Here is a 17,393-nt window from a genome sequence, read left to right as displayed (position 1 = left end):
TGATTCATGCCACGGCTGGAGCCTGGCTGGTGACTGACGCACACATCAATCCTGAAGACCGAGTGTGCGTCGCCGTATTGACCAAAGGACCAGAAAACCGCATGGACCAGATCAACCGTCTTGTTGATTGCATTGACCAACTGACTCGCTCAACACAATCCAGAACCATTGAAACCTTGCAGTTGGTCAAGGAAATCGAGAATCGAGACCGGCTTATCGAACAACTGAACCTTGGTTCGAAAGCGCTTCGCACCCGTCTGTCGCTCCAAGAAGGCAAGACCGGGCGACTGCGCGAGCAACTGCGGGTGGCCGAACAGCGCCTCAAGGACGCCGAGGCATTAATCCAGACCAAGGAAAAAGAGGCTGTCGTACTTTCCGATTGGGCGGTGGATCTGCGTGCCCAACTGGCGGCCAAGCAAGCCGAGCTGTTCAAGCTTTCTGACTGGGGCAACGCCATCGAACGTGCACCGCTGCGTTATTCGATACGCAAGCAGTTGTATAAATTATCGCGCCAGGTCTACGCCTGGTTGCCACTCACCGCACAGCAGAAAAGCAGGCTGGCGCGTCGACTTCGAAATTGGTTGAAACCCGGCAAGGCAAAACCGGGCGAATCATCGGCAGACAACAATTCTGCGCTGCAATCTCTACCATCGCCGGTAAACCTTGCAGTACCGTCCAGCCTCGGGCAGCCCACGATCCTGATGTTCGGCGTGATCGATTGGCACTTTCGCATCCAACGCCCACAAAACCTGGCAAAGGAACTGGCCCGGGCCGGACAAACGACTTTTTATATCTCGAACAATTTCATCGACGACGAGGCCCCCGGCTTCGAAGCAGAGCCCTTGGAAGGCTCCAACCGGCTGTTCCAGATCCGTTTCAAGGTGCTCGGTGCACCGGCCATTTATCATGCCCCGCCGTCAGCGGCCGCGATCCGCCAGTTGTGCGAAGGCCTGGCCATGCTCCTGCAATCGGCGAACGTCGATGCCGTGGATTGCATTGTCCAGCACGCCTACTGGTTCCCGCTGGCCAGGCGAGTGCCAAACGCCACGCTGGTCTATGACTGCATGGATCACCACGAAGGCTTCGGCAACGTGGCCCAGGAACTGCTCGACCTGGAAATCGCCCTGATGCGCCGGGCCGATCTGCTGGTGGCGACATCCGACTGGATCGAACAACACGGCAAGCGGGAGAACCGTAACGTTGAGGTGATCCGCAACGCCTGCGAGTTCAGTTTCTTCAGCCGACGTCCCGACAAGGTCTACCGGGCCCCCGGCAACAGAAAAATCATCGGTTACTACGGCGTCATTGCCGAATGGTTCGACCTGGACTTGGTCAAGCGGGTCGCCCAGTCCTTCCCGCAGCACCTGATCCTGTTGATCGGCAGTGATATCGTCCAGGCAAAAAGACACTTCAAGGCCTTCCCGAATGTGGTCCTGGAGGGGGAAGTCCCGTATGCCTCCCTGCCTTACTACCTCCACGCCATGGACGTTTGCCTGCTTCCGTTCAAGGTCATGCCGTTGACCCTCGCCACCAACCCGGTCAAGGTCTATGAATACCTGAGCGCGGGGAAACCGGTGGTGTCGGTGAAACTGCCGGAGTTGAGCCAGTTTGGCAAACTGGTCTGGGCGGTTGAAGAGCCGACTGAGTTCATCTCGACCCTGCGCAGTGTCCTGGGCGCACTGCCGGAGGACAGCGCCACGCTGGCGGCCCGTCAATCGTTCGCCCGGGGCCAGACCTGGCAGCATCGGGCCGCCAGCCTACGCGAGGCCATTGCGACCTTGCCCGTGCCCAAAGTCAGCGTCGTGGTGTTGACCTATAACAACCTCGAACTGACCAAGGCCTGTCTCGACAGCCTGTTGACCCAGAGCCAGTACCCGAACCTTGAAATCATCGTCGTCGATAACCACTCCAGCGACCAGACCCCGGCGTTCCTCACTGCCTGGGCCGACGGCCATCCAGACCGGATCGTGATCCTCAACCCGGACAACAAAGGATTCGCCGCCGGCAACAACCTGGGCCTCGCCGCGGCCAGCGGCGACTACCTGGTTATCCTGAACAACGACACGGTCGTCACCGCCGGCTGGATCAAAGGCTTGATCCGCCACCTGCAAGACCACAAGGAGATCGGCATCATTGGCCCGATCACCAACAACATCGGCAATGAAGCCAAAGTCAGCACCCGCTATGAGCGGATAGAAGACATGCCCGCCGAAGCCGCGCAAATGACCCGCGCCCGCATGGGCGAATGGTTCGAGATCAATACCCTGGCGTTTTTCTGCGTGATGTTCCCGCGCTCGACCTACGAGCAGGTCGGTGGCCTGTGTGAAGAGTACGGCCTGGGTTTTTTCGAGGATGACGACTACTGCCGCCGCATACAGCGTCGTGGCATGCGCGCGGCCTGTGCCGAAGATGTTTTCGTTCATCACCATTTGTCTGCGTCGTTCAACAAGTTAGGCGCAGGAAAAAAACAAGCACTTTTTGAAAAAAACAAAGCGATTTACGAGAGCAAGTGGGGGGCATGGATCCCGCATACCTATCGAGGCACTTGAGCCAAGCTTTTCTGAAAACACATAGACGCCTACGGCCGCATACGAGAGACTCTATTTTGTGCAGAGCAACTATAAAGCACGCGGTGATTTGGGCCGTTATATTGGCCACCGTAGCCTTGAGCATTTATGGGCTTTCAAATCTCGACTACCCCGGCCTGAACAGCAGCAGCCAACTCATTTTTATCATCGCTTTAAGCTTAGCGGCGCTCACGGCGCTGACTCGAAAGTCACCGGCTTTTCTTGGCCTCGGCTTCATCGTAGTGATCGCAATAGCCTGCGGCCAGGCTTGGCCAATGATCGTCATTGCCGTGTTTTGTCTATCTTCAACCGTGTTGGGTCGAAGCATTTTAGGTAACAGCGCCACCGAAAGCTGGTCGACTTATTTTTTAATCGGTGCAGGAGTACTTGGCACATTCACGGGATTAGCAGCTCATCTACCAATAAATTACGCCTGGTTATACTCCATACTATTGTTATTGCCACTCTTTATTGGCAGCCCCTACACAATAGATATCTGCCAAGCACTTTACAACCGCCTGCGCACCCAGCATTCTTCAAGAGCGCTCACTTCAAACATACTTGACATTCTGATTGCCAGTTTCGCATGCGTTTACGTACTCATCGCTTTTATGCCGGAAATTGGTCACGACGCTCTTGCGGTGCACCTCTTCGTGCCTTCCCATATGGCACAACGACATGAATGGGGGTTCGATGCACAAACCTATGTATGGGCGCTATGGCCCATGCTGCCTGACTGGATCTATAGCATTGTCTACATGCTGGCTGGTGAAACGGCCGCACGCCTGATTAACTCCACATTCATTCTGCTTATCGCTTGGCAAGTTCGGGAAATGCTAATGTGGGCAGGCGGAAATACAAACCACTCCCGATGGGCGATGCTTATCTTCCTGTCGACTCCCCTCACCTATGCCGAAAGCAGCAGCTTACACATTGAGTCCATATGGACGGCTTTCATCATGGCGGGAACACTTGCCATATTGAAGGTATCCAGTTTCACTCCTGACGCAAAGGGACGGTTTGCACAGCTTTCCCTGGCAGGTGCAATGCTGGGTTTCTCACTGGCAGCCAAAGCCGTTACGCTGAGCATTCTGCCGATTCTTTTATTCTTTCTCTTACTGCAGTATAAGGCTTGGGCGAAAAAGGGCCTCTTGCGCGCCATCGTTATAGGGAGTCTTTGCCTGATCCTGACGGGTGCCTTCCCTTACCTATTTTCATGGCACCTGACTGGCAATCCCGTTTTTCCATTTTTTAATGCCTTGTTTCACTCTCCGTTGTGGCCGAATACAAACTTCGAGCCACCAGCAGCATTTGGCAAAGGCGTATCATGGGATACGCTCTATCTCATGACCTTTGACTCGGGCCGATACATTGAAGGAAAGGTTGGTGCGGCCGGTTTCCAGTGGCTACTGCTTCCAGCCGCTGCTGTCGCTCTGGTTCTTAACGGAGACAAAAGAGCTTTAAGCATTTTACTTATTTGTGTAGGCGCCTTGGTCACGACCTTTCTGTCGATGGCATATCTGCGTTATGTCATGCCGTCTTTTGCTATGTTGTCCGTGATACTCGTGCTTCCCTTTGCCGTTAGCAAAGTCTTCCCGAAAGCGGCATGTATCACTGCAGGCACCTTGCTTATTACATTGAACACATGGTTTTTCCAATCGGCCACTTATTATGGCCAACTCGTTTCGTCCGCCCTACTGAGTACTGCTGGCAGGGATAATTATTTGGTAAATCGCTTACCCATCCGAAAAGCCATCGACATCGTAAACACCCTCAATACAGGACGGCATCCGGTTGCAGTTTTTGCGCCTCCGCTAATGGCAGGATTAAGCAGTGATGCACTTTATGCGTCGTGGTACAACGTCAAATGGAAGAACGAGTTTGAGTCGGCCACCTCTGAAACTCAACTCGTGCGCCTATTGCTCGACCGCCGAGTGGACTGGCTGATTATCGATCAGCCGAAACTCTCCGAAGAACAATTCGGCTTGCTGCTTAAAGTCTCCACTTCAATAGCACAATTAAAGGGTGTCGAAGTGCGAAAATTTAATGACGCCTATCGCCACAGTCAGGAACGACTACTAAACAGCGACCTTTCCAGCCTCGAGGGCTGGAATTTGACGTCGCCAGCGAGCTACGACGCCTCTCACAAAATATTGTCAGTGAGTGTTAAAACGCCCGCGACTCAGACGATCAAAGTAACGTCAGGACAAAGTTTTAAAAACAGCGTATCTGCACGTTGCTCAACCGCCCCGACACCTGGACGAATCCAAGTCAATTGGCTGGATGAAAACGGCGCCTTTATCAGTGCCAGCATTGAGACATTTGACTGCAAAATGGAATGGACAACACATGAGATGACCGTAGTTGCGCCACCTAACGCCCATTCCGCTGTCGTTTATGCTTCAGGCCATACTGAAACTCCTTTGGAATTCAAGACACTCTCATTCAGACAATAGCCCGCGAAAGCCATGAACTCAAAAATAGAGATTCTCACCGAAGAACAGCGTATCGCGGTAGTGATCCCAAGCTATCGAGTGACCGCACACATCGCAGGTGTGATTGCAGCGATAGGCCCGGAAGTATGGCGGATCTATGTCGTGGATGACGCTTGCCCGGATGGTTCCGGCGAACATGTCGTAAATGTTTGCTCCGATCCGAGGATCAAAGTGCTGCCTCATGACTTGAACAAAGGTGTAGGCGGTGCCGTGATGACCGGTTACCAAGCAGCCATCGCCGACGGCGCAAGTATCATTGTCAAAGTGGATGGCGACGGCCAGATGGATCCGGCCCTGATCCCGCTCTTCATTGAACCCATTCTGGCAGGAGAAGCTGATTACGCCAAAGGCAACCGCTTTTTTGATCTGGAGGAGGTTCGGTCAATGCCGCGTGCTCGCCTCTTCGGTAACGCCGTATTGTCGCTGATGGCCAAGCTATCAACAGGCTATTGGGACCTGTTCGATCCCACCAATGGCTATACAGCGATTCATCGTGATATGGCCAGGTTATTGCCTCTCGACAAGATCAGTCAACGCTATTTCTTCGAGACTGACATCCTCTTCCGCCTGAATACTTTACGCGCGGTTGTTGTCGATGTACCGATGGAAGCTAAATATGGCGAGGAAGTCAGCAATCTTAAAATATCAAAAATCGTCGGCGAATTTTTGTTGAAACATGCGAGGAATTTTGCCAAGCGCATTTTCTACAACTACTACCTGCGAGGTATGTCGCTAGCCTCCATCGAATTACCCCTCGGGTTGCTGATGCTTTCTTTTGGTACTGTCTTCGGCAGTTATCACTGGCTGGAATCAGCGTCCAACGGGGTTGCTACTCCGGCAGGCACAGTCATGCTAAGCGCGCTTCCAATACTAATGGGTGTGCAGTTGATCATGGCATTCCTGGGGTATGATATCGCCACCGTCCCGAAGCGACCGAGACACGCGAAACATAGGAAAAGACCGAAGCCCTAATCCCTATTTGGCGACTCTAGCCTCTCACAGCGACGATGATGCCTATTACGATAATACCCACACCCAAATAATATTGGGATTGAAAACGCTCACCAAAAAACAGATGGCTGCCCAATGGTACAAACACAAAGGCCAGTGCCATCAGTGGGTATATGCGACCTAGTTCAACTTTCTGCAAGGCCCAGACCCAGGCTATAGAGGTCACCCCATAAAGACACATTGCGGCGAAGAGTGGCAATGCGGCCTTTAGCGAAAACAACGACCCCGTAGAAACCAGCGCAACTGAACTAGCTTTGAACAACAGCTGCCCGATCGCCAAGCCTAAAACACACAGTAGAGCAATTACATAACCCGCCATTTACTCTTCTCGCTTGTTAACTATTGCATGGAAAGCAAAAAACAGATTGAGATCGATTGAGGGGACAGGAAGCGGCCACCAGGATTCTTTAGCACCCGGAAAATAATGTCTCAGAATTGCGATGAGATTGTTACAGGAGTTCACATGTTCTCGTGCCATCACATAGTCGTAAGCGATTCCTTGCGCTATCGCATTTTTTCGCGGCCCCAAGTGCCTACCTAACCGCCAGGCAAGACCTGGATCCGTCGGAATTAAAATTGATAACACTCCACCATTTTTTAATACTCTGCGCCACTCTTTCAATGCCAGGTGCGGTTGATAGATATGTTCTAGAACATGACTGGCTATCAGTCTGTCAAACGTATTGTCTCCATAACTCAGGTCATTACCTGCTTGGGTTTCAAACTTCAACCTTCCTTCATGACGCTTGCCAATTTTTATCTTAGCGACTTCCAGCGTTTTTTGATCCATATCAGTTAACGTGTATTGATCAAATGCATGACGAACAAAATTGACATGTTCGCCAGTGCCCGCACCCACTTCCAGCACGGACTCAAAGTGCGACGCCTTCCCATACGCACTTTCTACAAGTTTATGACTGGCACGCATGACAAAGGATTGGAGTGGACTCGTATAGTTTGACTCATCATAAATTTCAGAAAATTTTTCCCTGTATTCAATCCACGCCTTGTCTTCACTGTGCATTTCCCTCTCCGTTCATAATGTCGCCCATCGTGACAGTGCTTCCAGGCTCTGAAATGGATGGTCCCAGACTGAATTTTTAATAATAGTATAAAAAGCCAGCATGCGTGAGAAGGCGATACCACTGGCTAGATCGGAATCATTCCAAACTCCGTTTCCACTCGAATACAGAAAATAGACGACTCCAAAGCCTTCCCCATTAAATCAGTCTTACTGGGCTATGATGATTGCTTTGCTATAAATCACTGGTGACCCTTCAAAGGCTCAACGCCGAAGCGCTACACGGGATAGGAAAAACAAAGGAATGAACCACAAGGTACTGTGCATCGTAGGCACCCGTCCGGAAGCCATCAAGATGGCTCCCGTGATCAAGGCGCTCCAGGCCGAAAGGAATATCGCTTGCCGGGTGCTCGCCACCGCCCAGCACCGAGGCCTGCTGGACCAGATCCTCGACGGCTTCGCAATCACGGCCGACCTGGACCTGGACATCATGCGTCCCAACCAGTCATTGGCGGCCCTGACCTCTCGCCTGCTGCTCGAACTCGACAACGTCTTGCAAGCCGAGCAGCCCGATGTCGTCCTGGCTCAAGGCGACACGACCACGGTCATGAGTGCCGCCCTGGCGTGTTTCTACCGGCAGATTCCCTTCGGCCATGTCGAAGCGGGCCTGCGTACCGGGGACCTCCGCAATCCGTTCCCCGAGGAAGCCAACCGGGTCATCGCCGGCAAGCTCACTCGCTGGCATTTCGCGCCCACCCAGGGCGCCGTGGACAACCTGCTGCGCGAAGGCGTCAGCGCCAGCGATATCACCCTGACTGGCAATACCGTGATCGATGCCCTGCTGATGACCGCGGCACAGGACTGCGCCTTGACTGTCCCATTGGACGCGAGCAAACGCCTGGTGCTGGTCACCTCCCATCGGCGGGAGAATTTCGGCGAACCGTTCCAGAATATCTGCCAGGCCCTCAAGCACCTGGCCGAACGGAACCCGGGCATCCAGATCCTCTATCCCGTCCATCCCAACCCGAACGTCAAGGAGGTCGCGCACCAACTACTCGGCCAGACCCCGAACATCCTCCTCTGCGCACCACTGGATTACGCGCCGTTTATCGCGGCAATGAAGCGCTCGTACCTGATCATCAGTGACTCCGGGGGGGTGCAGGAAGAAGCCCCGGCCCTGGGCAAGCCCGTGCTGGTGCTGCGGGAGGAAACCGAACGCCCGGAGGCGGTCGACCTCGGCGTGGTCAAGCTGGTGGGCGCCAACCGGGACCTCATCGTCAAACAGGCACAGCGCCTGCTCGACGACCCCGAGGCTTACCAGGGCATGGCACGCGGGGTTTCCCCCTATGGCGACGGCAAGGCCGCGGCACGCATCGTCAATGTGTTAAGGCAGTACTTCCAGCCATGCGCATGATTTACCTGTCGCCGCTGCCATGGGCCAGCTTCAGCCAGCGCCCCCATCACTTCGTCGATTGGTATCACCACCAGACTGGGGCGCCGGTGCTCTGGATCGATCCGTACCCGACACGCCTACCCACGCTGAACGACTTCAGGGGCAAGCCGCCCGGGGCCGATCAGCAAAGCGCCAGCGTTCCACCCTGGTTGCAGGTCCGCAAACCCCGTAGCTTACCCATCGAGCCCTTGCCAGGCTCAGCTATGCTGCTCAAGCGACTGTGGCGTAACCTGTTCAAAGAGACCGTGGCATTTGCTGCCCAAGGGCCCTGCATGATCTGTGTGGGGAAACCTTCCGAACTGGCCTTGCAGTTGCTGGCGCTGATCCCGCAAAGCCCCGCCGTCTACGATGCCATGGACGATTTCCCGGCCTTTTACCGGGGCCTGTCACGCAGGTCCATGGAACGTCGCCAGGCGCAGCTCATTCGACGGGTGGGCACGGTACTGGCGTCGTCCAACCCGCTTCGCGACAAGCTCCTGGGCATCACCGCCCCGGTAGCACTGGCCCTCAACGCCTGTGACCTGCATGGGCTGGTGCCGGTCGAGCGCCTGGACCTGGGTGCCAAGCAGCAGGTGCTGGGTTATGTCGGCACGCTGGGTCGTTGGTTCGACTGGGACCTGGTTATCGCGCTGGCACGGGTCAATCCTGGCAATCTCATCCGGCTGATCGGCCCCGTCTTCACGCCCCCGCCTTGCGCATTGCCGGCCAACATCGAACTGCTTCCGGAATGCTCCCATGCCAGTGCAATCGCGGCCATGGCAAGGTTTTCGGTGGGTTTGATCCCGTTCAAGCACAACCGCCTGACCGCCTCGGTCGACCCGATCAAATACTACGAATACCGCGCCCTCGGCCTGCCGGTCATTTCCACTCGCTTCGGTGAAATGGCCCTGCGCGACCGGGAGCCGGGCGTCTGGATCGTGGAGGAAGGCACCGATTTGCGCAAAACCGTCGTCGAAGCGCTCGCCAGTCAAAGCGATTGTTCGGCTGTTCAGCAGTTTCGTGAGGCACATCGTTGGGCCCAGCGTTTTTCTGCGATCAACCTCAAACACGCGCCATAACGGCCGATACCCCGGATAAGACCCCACCACTGGGGCGCAGGACGGAACGGTAGGTCAGTCATGACAGAGATTTATTTGTTGATAGCGCACGGCACGGATCAGGGCGAAGCTTACGTGCTGGGCTGGTTCGACGACCGAAGCAAAGCCCGGGAAGTGGCCGAACAGAAGGAATGGGAAGCGTACCGCGCCAGCCTGAAGGAGAAACATCCGTGGTCCAGCCACGCACCGCTGGCGCCGGACCAGACGGACTATCGTCGCTACTGGATCAAGACCATCTCGAAATTCGAGCATGTGCCAGTGCCGAGGTCTTTTGCGGTCCATTGATCATCACGACTGAATATTCGACGAAACGCGCGTGATCGGTGGCGGTCTAGACGATTAAGCCCATCCGATGAGAGCGTTCTTATGTTGAAATTCCTTGGCGGCACCGTAGGCATCATTTTCCTGATTGGCCTGATCGTGGTGATTGCGCTGTTCAAGTTCATTTTTTGAGCGTGGCGGCGGCGGTCTTTGGTTTGGTTCTGTAGGAGCTGGCGAAGCCTGCGATCTTTTGATCTTTCGCGTTAGATTCGACCATCTGACGGAAGATCGCAGCCTCGTTGCACTCGACAGCTCCTACACAACTCCTACGCGGCTGCTACAGGCCAGCGGGGGCTTGGCTCTGTAAATCATCACCCCTTACCTTGGCCCGTAGGCATTCAAAGTAGTCGCTACTCACTGGAACAGTGGGCGCCGACTCCAGCCCAGCCAATACCAGACCGCGCAGGTGCTGTCGATTCTGATCCTTGCGAATCAGCTCCTGCGCATATTCGCTACGAGTGCTGTAGCCTCCCAGGCTAACCTGATCATCCACGAAGGATTTGAGGGCGTCCGGCAGAGAGATGTTCTGGGTACTCATGACTTCGTCTGCTTTGGGAAAAATTTGCGGAAGTTTACACGCTTGGTCCGACCTCTCCAGTGTCGAGCTCGCGGAAAAAACTATAGCCCTTGGCCAGCAATCAGACAGACGTTCAGGTCTCAACAATATGGCAGACATAGACACGGCTATTGCTGACTGGGAACCGCTTAACCTTGAATGGCATCAAGGCTTCGCGTTCATGGACGGCGTGCTGCTGGGCGACGGGCAAGTGCCTGATGTGTACATCATGCTCAGCCCTGAAGGCGCACGCCCCGGCGAGTTGGCGCAATCTGCCAACGCCGGGCACTATCCGCCCTCGCCCTTGCTGGCCGGTCAGCCGGTTTGGCGGCATCGACGCAACCCTTGGGTCTTGCGCGACGTCCTGCGCGACTACTACCTGCTTCCAGCCTACCGGGCGCGCCACGGCTACCACGCGCTCCAAGCCTTGCCGTTTCGGTTCGACAGTGGCCTGGAAAGCCTCGGCCACCAGTACTGGCGTGACGCAGCCGGCGCCTATTGGTTCGGCGAGTACGCGATCAGCCAGATTCCCGAGGCCCGACCCGACAGCCTGGCCCTGTTGCCAGAGTCGCCCGCCTCGGTGACTTCAGCGTCCGCCCTGTTCAGCGACGGGATGAATATCTTTTTGCAGGGGCAACTTCTCGCCAGCGCCACGGCGCGGGTGCGGTATTGCAATCACCCGTCCTATCGAGTGATCGACGATCAGGTCTACAAGGGGTTCAAGCCCCTGCACCAAAAGGACGGCACGCCGCTGCCGGTGGCAAACCCGGACGACTTCCAGATGCTCGCCCAACGCTGGGGAACCGACGGACAGTCGATCATCGTGCAAGCGCAGCAAGGTTCAAGCATTTCCTACGAATACTTCTACCGCATCGACAATGCCGACCTGGCAACCTTCACCGTGCTGAATGAACGCTACGCCAAGGACAAGCAACGCGCCTATTACCTGACCGGCAAGAGCATCCGATACATTGGCGATTTCCACCTGCTCAAGTGCTGGCAGCCGACGTTCGATGAATGCGGGCGCGTGGTCAGCGCCAACGAATACGAGGATGAGTATTTTGCCGTGGACGACAATTTCGTCTACGCCGCCGGGACCCGCGTGCGTGACGCCCATGGTCCGAGCTTTCGCCACTTGGGGTTCGACTACTACCGTGATCACCTGCACGTCTACCAGCGCCAGAAACGCCTCGATGTCGACGCGCAAAGCTTCGTCGTGACCCAGCTCTGTCGCAACGACCAGGATTATTCACCCGTACTGGCAGGCGACAAGCACGGCCCGCTGGGCTCAGACGGGATCATCGATGCGGCCATGCAAGAGGCCTGGGCACCTTATTTCGAGGCCCATCCGCAGTTGGAGGGCTATTGGTGGCACCGTTTGCGGGCAACAACCGAGGCCGCGCAAACACACGCGCAAACGCAGCCGCTACAGGCCATCGGTCTCGGATTCGAACTAGGCGACCAAGTGTATTTCCATGGCCGCGCGATCAATGGGCTGGACGCGGCGAGTTTCAAATTGCTCGATACGCACCTGTGCGGCGATGCCCAGGGCTTGTATCTGATCCCGTTTCATAACGCCGAAACGCAAGTGCCCGAACGGTTTTCCCAAGAACCCGCGGAGCACTTCCGCGCGCTCGGTGGGCCCTACCTGACCGACGGAAAAACCGTGTTCTGCCACCGGATTTTCTACCATCCTCCCGAACCGATTCGTAAAGCCGATGTGGCTACCTTCGAGTCCTGCGGCCATGGCTGGGCCCAGGATCAAAATGCGGTGTATTACTACGGCGAGGCAAAAAAACGCCTACATCCCTCGGATACCCGCATTCTCGGCACCTATGCCGTCAGCCCTACCCTGATCCTCTCGGAAGGCAAACCGCTGGATGTACCGTTCGACCCCGACGAAGTCCGCGTGCCCCACCCCGACTTCCTGCAACTGGGCACGCGCAAGTTGTTCTGCCACCGACGGCCCGTCAGCGCCAAGCGTATCGACCTGGCCACCCTGGAATTCCTGAGTGAGCGCTATGCTCGGGACAGGAACCGAATGTACTACTACGACGGTTATGCAACCCTGACCGAGGTCGACGAAGCACAGTATCGGGAGTCTCTCGGCCAGCCGGTGGCAAGCGTCTAGAACTGCGTCACCACCGTCACCCCTGCCGTGTCGAACCGGTCCATGTTCATAAGCGCATCAATGGATTGTTCGAGGCTGATGGTCTTGCCCACCAGTTTTTCAGGTGCCAGCTTGCCGGAGGTGATCATGTCCATCATTGCGCCGTAACGGTGAGCCTGCATGCCATGGCTGCCACAGATTTCCAGCTCGTAGGCAATGACTTTGCTCATCGGGATCGCCGGCGTGCTGTGATCGGCCAGCATCAAACCGACCTGGACATGCCGGCCACGCCGTCTCAGATTGTTGATGGAGTTGAAGCAGGTCGTTGGATGACCGAGCGCATCCAACGAAACATGAACGCCGCCCTTCGTCATCTCAAGCACCGCCTCGGTCACATCCGCCACACGGCTGGCATTGACCGTCGCAACGGCACCAAGCGACTGGGCAAGCTTGAGCTTATCGTCGGAGATATCAATCGCGATAACGTTCGCCCCGACAGCGTGGGCGATCATCACCGCTGACAGTCCCACACCACCACAACCATGAACCGCCACCCACTGGCCCGCCGTGACCTTGCCTTGATCGACCACCGCACGGAACGACGTGACGAACCGACAACCCAGGCTCGCCGCCGTGGCGAAGTCCATGTTGTCCGGCAGCGCAACCAGGTTCAAATCCGCCTGGTGAATCCCAACATACTCGGCGAAAGAGCCCCAATGGGTGAACCCCGGCTGAAACTGGCTGTGGCACACCTGCTGGTTGCCGCTATTGCATTCCGGGCATGCGCCACAGCCACCGACAAAAGGCACGGTAATGCGATCGCCCACCTTCCATCGGGTGACGTCCTTGCCCACCTCCGCCACGACCCCTGCCAATTCGTGGCCGGGCACATGGGGCAGCTGAATATCAGGATCATGTCCTTTCCAGCCATGCCAGTCGCTTCGGCATACGCCCGTGCCGAGGACCTGGACAACCACACCGTGACGCTCGGGAGTTGGGTCTTCGACGGTCATCACACGTGGGGGTTGGGAAAAGGCTTCGTAAACGACGGCTTTCATGCAGAATCCCTCTACTTTAGAAAAGCGCTATGCCTGAACCCTGGCTCGCGGACTGGCCTGGGCACAAACAAACGTCAACAGTAGCCACAAACGCCCCTGCACGTAAGAGCCTCTGTCGCTTAGAGGTTGCAGCTGTATTGATATTCGAAGGGGAAGAATACGGTATCGACCACCAGCGAAAACGGTGCGTCGATCAACAGGAAAGGAATCAGCTTTCCTTTGGACGTGCCCACCAGCCACCAGTCAAAGCGCAGGCCGATGTAGGGGCATCGGTGCTTGTCGTAGTCCATCCGCATCGCGGTGGCCATGCAGCCGCTTAGGCTGGTGATCAGCACCAGTAGAATCGCTTTCCGTAGCACGTAGTGTCCTTATTATGCTTTTGCCCGGCTGCGCAGGCAGGCTTAGTCGAATCTTCAGCACCGGATGCGAAGGAACATGGACACAAGTTTTGCGCAGGCACAAAAAAGCCGATCAATCTGATCGGCTTAATTGTCTGATTTTACTCAGTAAATATGGTCGGGACGGAGTGATTCGAACACTCGACCCCTAGCACCCCATGCTAGTGCGCTACCGGACTGCGCTACGCCCCGACTAGGCGTGAATCTTGTTCCGCTTCTCAGCGGAACGCCCAGGAATATAACGCAAGCTTTTGAAAACTGGAAGTATTTAAAAGCAGAAATTATTTCTTGAGCACCACCAGCACATCTTCAAGCTCGGCGATCATCTGGCGGATCATCTGTTTGTACTGGGTGGTATCGTCCTTGGCCTCATCACCGGAGAGGCGCAGGCGTGCGCCGCCGATGGTGAACCCCTGGTCGTACAGCAGCGCGCGGATCTGCCGGATCATCAGCACGTCTTGTCGCTGATAATACCGGCGGTTTCCGCGGCGCTTGACCGGGTTGAGTTGAGGAAACTCCTGCTCCCAATAGCGCAGCACGTGTGGTTTTACCGCACACAGCTCGCTGACTTCACCAATGGTGAAGTAGCGTTTGCCCGGGATGACGGGTAGTTCGTCGTTATGACTTGGTTCCAGCATAAGCCTCAACTCGGGCCTTCAACTTCTGCCCTGGACGAAAGGTGACCACACGGCGAGCCGTGATCGGGATTTCTTCTCCCGTTTTCGGATTGCGGCCAGGCCGCTGGCGTTTGTCCCGAAGGTCGAAATTGCCGAAACCGGACAACTTGACCTGTTCGTTGTCTTCCAGAGCGTGCCTGATTTCTTCGAAAAACAGTTCGACCAATTCTTTGGCCTCCCGTTTATTCAGGCCCAGCTCCTCATACAGACGTTCCGCCATCTCAGCTTTCGTCAGAGCCCCCATACGTCACTTCCTTAACGTGGCGTTCAACCTGGTTTCGAGCGAGGTGAGGATATTTTGCGTTGCGGTATTCACCTCATCGTCATTAAGAGTGCGCGATGGATGCTGCCAGGTCAAGCCGACTGCAAGGCTTTTTCTATGCGGATCAATACCTTTACCCTGATACACGTCAAATAGCCTGAGGTCCGTTAGCCATTCGCCTGCATTTTCACGAATTACTTCCAGTACAGCACTGGAAGCGACCTCACGGTCGGCCAGCAACGCCAGGTCACGACGCACTTCAGGAAAGCGCGATAACTCCTGGAATTTCGGCATTTTCCCCTGTGCCACTTCGGCCAGGACCAGCTCGAAAACGAAGACGGGACGATCGAGGCCCAGGGTTTTCGACAGTTCCGGGTGAATCGCACCGACATAACCGACTTCACGCCCGTCTCGCTCGATCCGCGCAGTCTGCCCCGGATGCAGCGCCGGGTGCTTGCCCGGTACGAAAGTGAATGCGTCGAGCGCGCCGGCGAAGCCCAGCACCGCTTCCACGTCAGCCTTGACGTCGAAGAAGTCGACGACATCGCGACCTTGCGCCCAGCCTTCCGGCAAGCGACTGCCACAGACGACACCGGCCAACATCGGCTCTTGCTTCAAGCCTTCCAACTGACCGACAAAACGCAGGCCGCTTTCGAACAAGCGCACGCGATCCTGCTGGCGGTTCAGGTTGTGCTGGAGCGACTTGACCAGGCCCGGCCACAGGGACGAACGCATGGCGGCCATGTCGTTGGAGATCGGGTTGGCCAGCAACAGCGGCTCGACGCCCGGGCTGAACAGCTCGAACTGGCGTGGATCGATGAAGCTGTAGGTGATCGCTTCCTGATACCCACGGGCCACCAGCAGGCGGCGCAGTTCCGGCAGGTCGCTGCGGGCTTCAGCCTTGGCTTGCGGGGCCAGGCGGGCTTGCGGGTAGCGTACCGGCAGGCGGTTGTAGCCGTACAGGCGGGCCAGTTCTTCGATCAGGTCGACTTCCAGGCTGATATCGAAGCGATGGCTTGGCACTTCGACGCGCCACTGCCCTGCCCCATCGGCGCTGATGTTCAGGCCCAAGGCGCTGAGCAGGCGTTCGACTTCGGCCGAATCCATTTCCATGCCCAGCATCTGGGTGATGCGCTGGGCACGCAGGGTGATCGGTGCAATCTTGGGCAGGTGCTGTTCGCTGACAGTCTCGATGACCGGCCCGGCTTCGCCACCGGTGATGTCCAGCAGCAGGCCGGTGGCGCGCTCCATGGCTTCACGGGCCAGCTGCCAGTCCACGCCTCGCTCGTAGCGGTGCGAGGCGTCGGTGTGCAGGCCATAGGAACGAGCCTTGCCAGCGACGGCGATCTGGTCGAAGAACGCGCTTTCCAGGAATACATCGCGGGTGGTGGCGGATACGCCACTGTGCTCGCCACCCATCACGCCGGCAATCGCCAGGGCGCGGGCGTGGTCGGCAATCACCAGGGTGTCGCTGCGCAGGGTCACTTCCTGGCCGTCGAGCAGCACCAGCTTCTCGCCCTCTTCGGCCATGCGTACGCGGATGCCACCGTTGATTTCGGCGAGATCGAACGCATGCAGCGGCTGACCCAGCTCCAGCATTACATAGTTGGTGATGTCGACGGCGGCGTCGATGCTGCGCACGTCGGCGCGACGCAGGCGCTCGACCATCCACAGCGGCGTTGGCTTGGACAGGTCGACGTTACGGATCACACGGCCCAGGTACCGCGGGCACGCCGCCGGCGCCAGGACTTCAATCGAACGCACTTCGTCATGCACGGCCGGCACGGTCGCGACCGTCGGACGCGTCACAGGAGCGGCATACAGCGCGCCGACTTCACGGGCCAGACCCGCCAGGGACAGGCAGTCGCCACGGTTCGGCGTCAGGTCGACCTCGATGCTCGCGTCGTCCAGGCCCAGGTATTCACGAATGTCCTGGCCCACCGGCGCATCCGCCGGAAGCTCCATCAGGCCATCGTTGCCTTCGCCAATCTGCAGTTCGGCCTGGGAGCACAACATGCCGTTGGACTCGACGCCGCGCAGCTTGGCTTTCTTGATCTTGAAGTCGCCCGGCAGTTCGGCACCGATCATGGCGAACGGGATCTTCAGGCCCGGGCGCACGTTGGGCGCGCCACAGACGACCTGAAAAGTTTCCGCGCCATTGCTGACCTGGCAAACCCGCAGCTTGTCAGCGTCAGGGTGCTGCTCGGTGCCCAGCACCTCGCCCACCACCACACCGCTGAATGCACCGGCGGCCGGCGTCACACTATCGACCTCGAGGCCGGCCATCGACAGGCGAGCAACCAGCTCGTCCTGGCTTACCTGCGGGCTTACCCAGCCGCGCAGCCATTGTTCACTGAATTTCATCCT

At 56.9% G+C, this 17,393-nt stretch carries 15 protein-coding genes and 1 tRNA gene; 7 read left to right on the top strand and 9 right to left on the bottom strand.

Features of this window, described 5'->3' with window-relative positions; genetic code table 11:
* Positions 1–29: 29 nt before the first annotated feature.
* The 3 genes from J3P85_RS10795 to J3P85_RS10785 all read left to right on the top strand — a co-directional run bounded on the left by J3P85_RS10795 (position 30) and on the right by J3P85_RS10785 (position 6,034).
* Complete coding sequence (locus tag J3P85_RS10795; RefSeq protein ID WP_434705774.1) at positions 30–2,549, top strand: glycosyltransferase; 2,520 nt, start codon at positions 30–32, stop codon at positions 2,547–2,549.
* Between the two features lie 101 nt (positions 2,550–2,650).
* Entirely contained in the window at positions 2,651–5,023 is a 2,373-nt protein-coding gene (locus J3P85_RS10790; RefSeq protein ID WP_434705773.1) for a phospholipid carrier-dependent glycosyltransferase, read from the top strand.
* Positions 5,024–5,035: 12 nt separating this feature from the next.
* Positions 5,036–6,034 (top strand): glycosyltransferase family 2 protein, encoded by a 999-nt coding sequence (locus tag J3P85_RS10785; RefSeq protein ID WP_434705772.1) that lies wholly within the window; start codon positions 5,036–5,038, stop codon positions 6,032–6,034.
* Positions 6,035–6,050: 16 nt separating this feature from the next.
* Here J3P85_RS10785 and J3P85_RS10780 read toward each other — a convergent pair whose 3' ends face one another.
* Positions 6,051–6,392, bottom strand: coding sequence for an EamA family transporter (locus J3P85_RS10780; RefSeq protein WP_434705770.1), 342 nt, complete (start codon positions 6,390–6,392; stop codon positions 6,051–6,053).
* Positions 6,393–7,097 carry a class I SAM-dependent methyltransferase gene (locus J3P85_RS10775; protein ID WP_434705769.1) on the bottom strand — a complete coding sequence of 235 codons (705 nt, stop codon included), beginning with the start codon at positions 7,095–7,097 and terminating at the stop codon, positions 6,393–6,395.
* Between the two features lie 301 nt (positions 7,098–7,398).
* On the opposite strand from J3P85_RS10775, the gene wecB reads away from it, so the two are divergent.
* Genes wecB through J3P85_RS10760 form a run of 3 tightly spaced genes read left to right on the top strand, consistent with a single transcriptional unit; the run spans position 7,399 to position 9,929 of the window.
* Positions 7,399–8,508 carry a non-hydrolyzing UDP-N-acetylglucosamine 2-epimerase gene (wecB, locus tag J3P85_RS10770; protein WP_434705768.1) on the top strand — a complete coding sequence of 370 codons (1,110 nt, stop codon included), beginning with the start codon at positions 7,399–7,401 and terminating at the stop codon, positions 8,506–8,508.
* A complete protein-coding gene (locus tag J3P85_RS10765; protein ID WP_434705767.1) occupies positions 8,499–9,605 on the top strand; it encodes a glycosyl transferase in 1,107 nt (368 codons plus the stop codon). Before wecB ends, J3P85_RS10765 begins: the two co-directional genes overlap by 10 nt.
* A gap of 60 nt (positions 9,606–9,665) precedes the next feature.
* Positions 9,666–9,929, top strand: coding sequence for a hypothetical protein (locus J3P85_RS10760; protein ID WP_186706645.1), 264 nt, complete (start codon positions 9,666–9,668; stop codon positions 9,927–9,929).
* 313 nt (positions 9,930–10,242) lie between these two features.
* On the opposite strand, the gene J3P85_RS10755 is transcribed toward J3P85_RS10760, so the two are convergent.
* Positions 10,243–10,503, bottom strand: coding sequence for a ribbon-helix-helix domain-containing protein (locus J3P85_RS10755; protein WP_434705766.1), 261 nt, complete (start codon positions 10,501–10,503; stop codon positions 10,243–10,245).
* Between the two features lie 127 nt (positions 10,504–10,630).
* Between J3P85_RS10755 and J3P85_RS10750 the strand changes: the two genes are divergently transcribed.
* Entirely contained in the window at positions 10,631–12,652 is a 2,022-nt protein-coding gene (locus J3P85_RS10750) for a DKNYY domain-containing protein (RefSeq protein ID WP_434705765.1), read from the top strand.
* On the opposite strand, the gene J3P85_RS10745 is transcribed toward J3P85_RS10750, so the two are convergent.
* The 6 genes from J3P85_RS10745 to pheT all read right to left on the bottom strand — a co-directional run bounded on the left by J3P85_RS10745 (position 12,649) and on the right by pheT (position 17,390).
* Positions 12,649–13,689: a zinc-dependent alcohol dehydrogenase family protein gene (locus J3P85_RS10745; protein ID WP_434705764.1), complete on the bottom strand. Its 1,041-nt coding sequence runs from the start codon at positions 13,687–13,689 to the stop codon at positions 12,649–12,651. The two genes, J3P85_RS10750 and J3P85_RS10745, sit on opposite strands and share 4 nt — an antisense overlap.
* 119 nt (positions 13,690–13,808) lie before the next feature.
* Positions 13,809–14,048: a YceK/YidQ family lipoprotein gene (locus J3P85_RS10740; protein WP_434705763.1), complete on the bottom strand. Its 240-nt coding sequence runs from the start codon at positions 14,046–14,048 to the stop codon at positions 13,809–13,811.
* A 154-nt stretch (positions 14,049–14,202) separates the two neighbouring features.
* Positions 14,203–14,279: transfer RNA gene (locus J3P85_RS10735), tRNA-Pro, on the bottom strand.
* A gap of 89 nt (positions 14,280–14,368) precedes the next feature.
* Positions 14,369–14,725: a MerR family transcriptional regulator gene (locus tag J3P85_RS10730; RefSeq protein WP_003179985.1), complete on the bottom strand. Its 357-nt coding sequence runs from the start codon at positions 14,723–14,725 to the stop codon at positions 14,369–14,371.
* Entirely contained in the window at positions 14,706–15,008 is a 303-nt protein-coding gene (gene ihfA, locus J3P85_RS10725) for an integration host factor subunit alpha (protein WP_002553164.1), read from the bottom strand. Before ihfA ends, J3P85_RS10730 begins: the two co-directional genes overlap by 20 nt.
* Before the next feature lie 3 nt (positions 15,009–15,011).
* The gene (gene pheT / locus J3P85_RS10720) at positions 15,012–17,390 is read right to left on the bottom strand and encodes a phenylalanine--tRNA ligase subunit beta (protein WP_186730393.1); all 2,379 of its coding nucleotides are present in this window, start codon (positions 17,388–17,390) and stop codon (positions 15,012–15,014) included.
* Between the last annotated feature and the right edge of the window lie 3 nt (positions 17,391–17,393).

Source organism: Pseudomonas sp. Z1-12 (assembly GCF_051132015.1).
Classification (GTDB): Bacteria; Pseudomonadota; Gammaproteobacteria; order Pseudomonadales; family Pseudomonadaceae; genus Aquipseudomonas; species Aquipseudomonas zanjanensis.
Note: the sequence above shows the minus strand (reverse complement) of the source record. Positions and strands in the feature narration are given on the sequence as shown.

Excerpts from the sequence above, each read along its gene's own strand:
- J3P85_RS10750 (WP_434705765.1), top strand. The coding sequence starts at position 10,631 with ATGGCAGACATAGACACGGCTATTGCTGACTGGGAACCGCTTAACCTT.
- J3P85_RS10775 (WP_434705769.1), bottom strand. The coding sequence starts at position 7,097 with ATGCACAGTGAAGACAAGGCGTGGATTGAATACAGGGAAAAATTTTCT.
- J3P85_RS10755 (WP_434705766.1), bottom strand. The coding sequence starts at position 10,503 with ATGAGTACCCAGAACATCTCTCTGCCGGACGCCCTCAAATCCTTCGTG.
- J3P85_RS10785 (WP_434705772.1), top strand. The coding sequence starts at position 5,036 with ATGAACTCAAAAATAGAGATTCTCACCGAAGAACAGCGTATCGCGGTA.
- pheT (WP_186730393.1), bottom strand. The coding sequence starts at position 17,390 with ATGAAATTCAGTGAACAATGGCTGCGCGGCTGGGTAAGCCCGCAGGTA.
- wecB (WP_434705768.1), top strand. The coding sequence starts at position 7,399 with ATGAACCACAAGGTACTGTGCATCGTAGGCACCCGTCCGGAAGCCATC.
- J3P85_RS10760 (WP_186706645.1), top strand. The coding sequence starts at position 9,666 with ATGACAGAGATTTATTTGTTGATAGCGCACGGCACGGATCAGGGCGAA.
- J3P85_RS10745 (WP_434705764.1), bottom strand. The coding sequence starts at position 13,689 with ATGAAAGCCGTCGTTTACGAAGCCTTTTCCCAACCCCCACGTGTGATG.
- J3P85_RS10765 (WP_434705767.1), top strand. The coding sequence starts at position 8,499 with ATGCGCATGATTTACCTGTCGCCGCTGCCATGGGCCAGCTTCAGCCAG.
- J3P85_RS10730 (WP_003179985.1), bottom strand. The coding sequence starts at position 14,725 with ATGCTGGAACCAAGTCATAACGACGAACTACCCGTCATCCCGGGCAAA.
- ihfA (WP_002553164.1), bottom strand. The coding sequence starts at position 15,008 with ATGGGGGCTCTGACGAAAGCTGAGATGGCGGAACGTCTGTATGAGGAG.
- J3P85_RS10780 (WP_434705770.1), bottom strand. The coding sequence starts at position 6,392 with ATGGCGGGTTATGTAATTGCTCTACTGTGTGTTTTAGGCTTGGCGATC.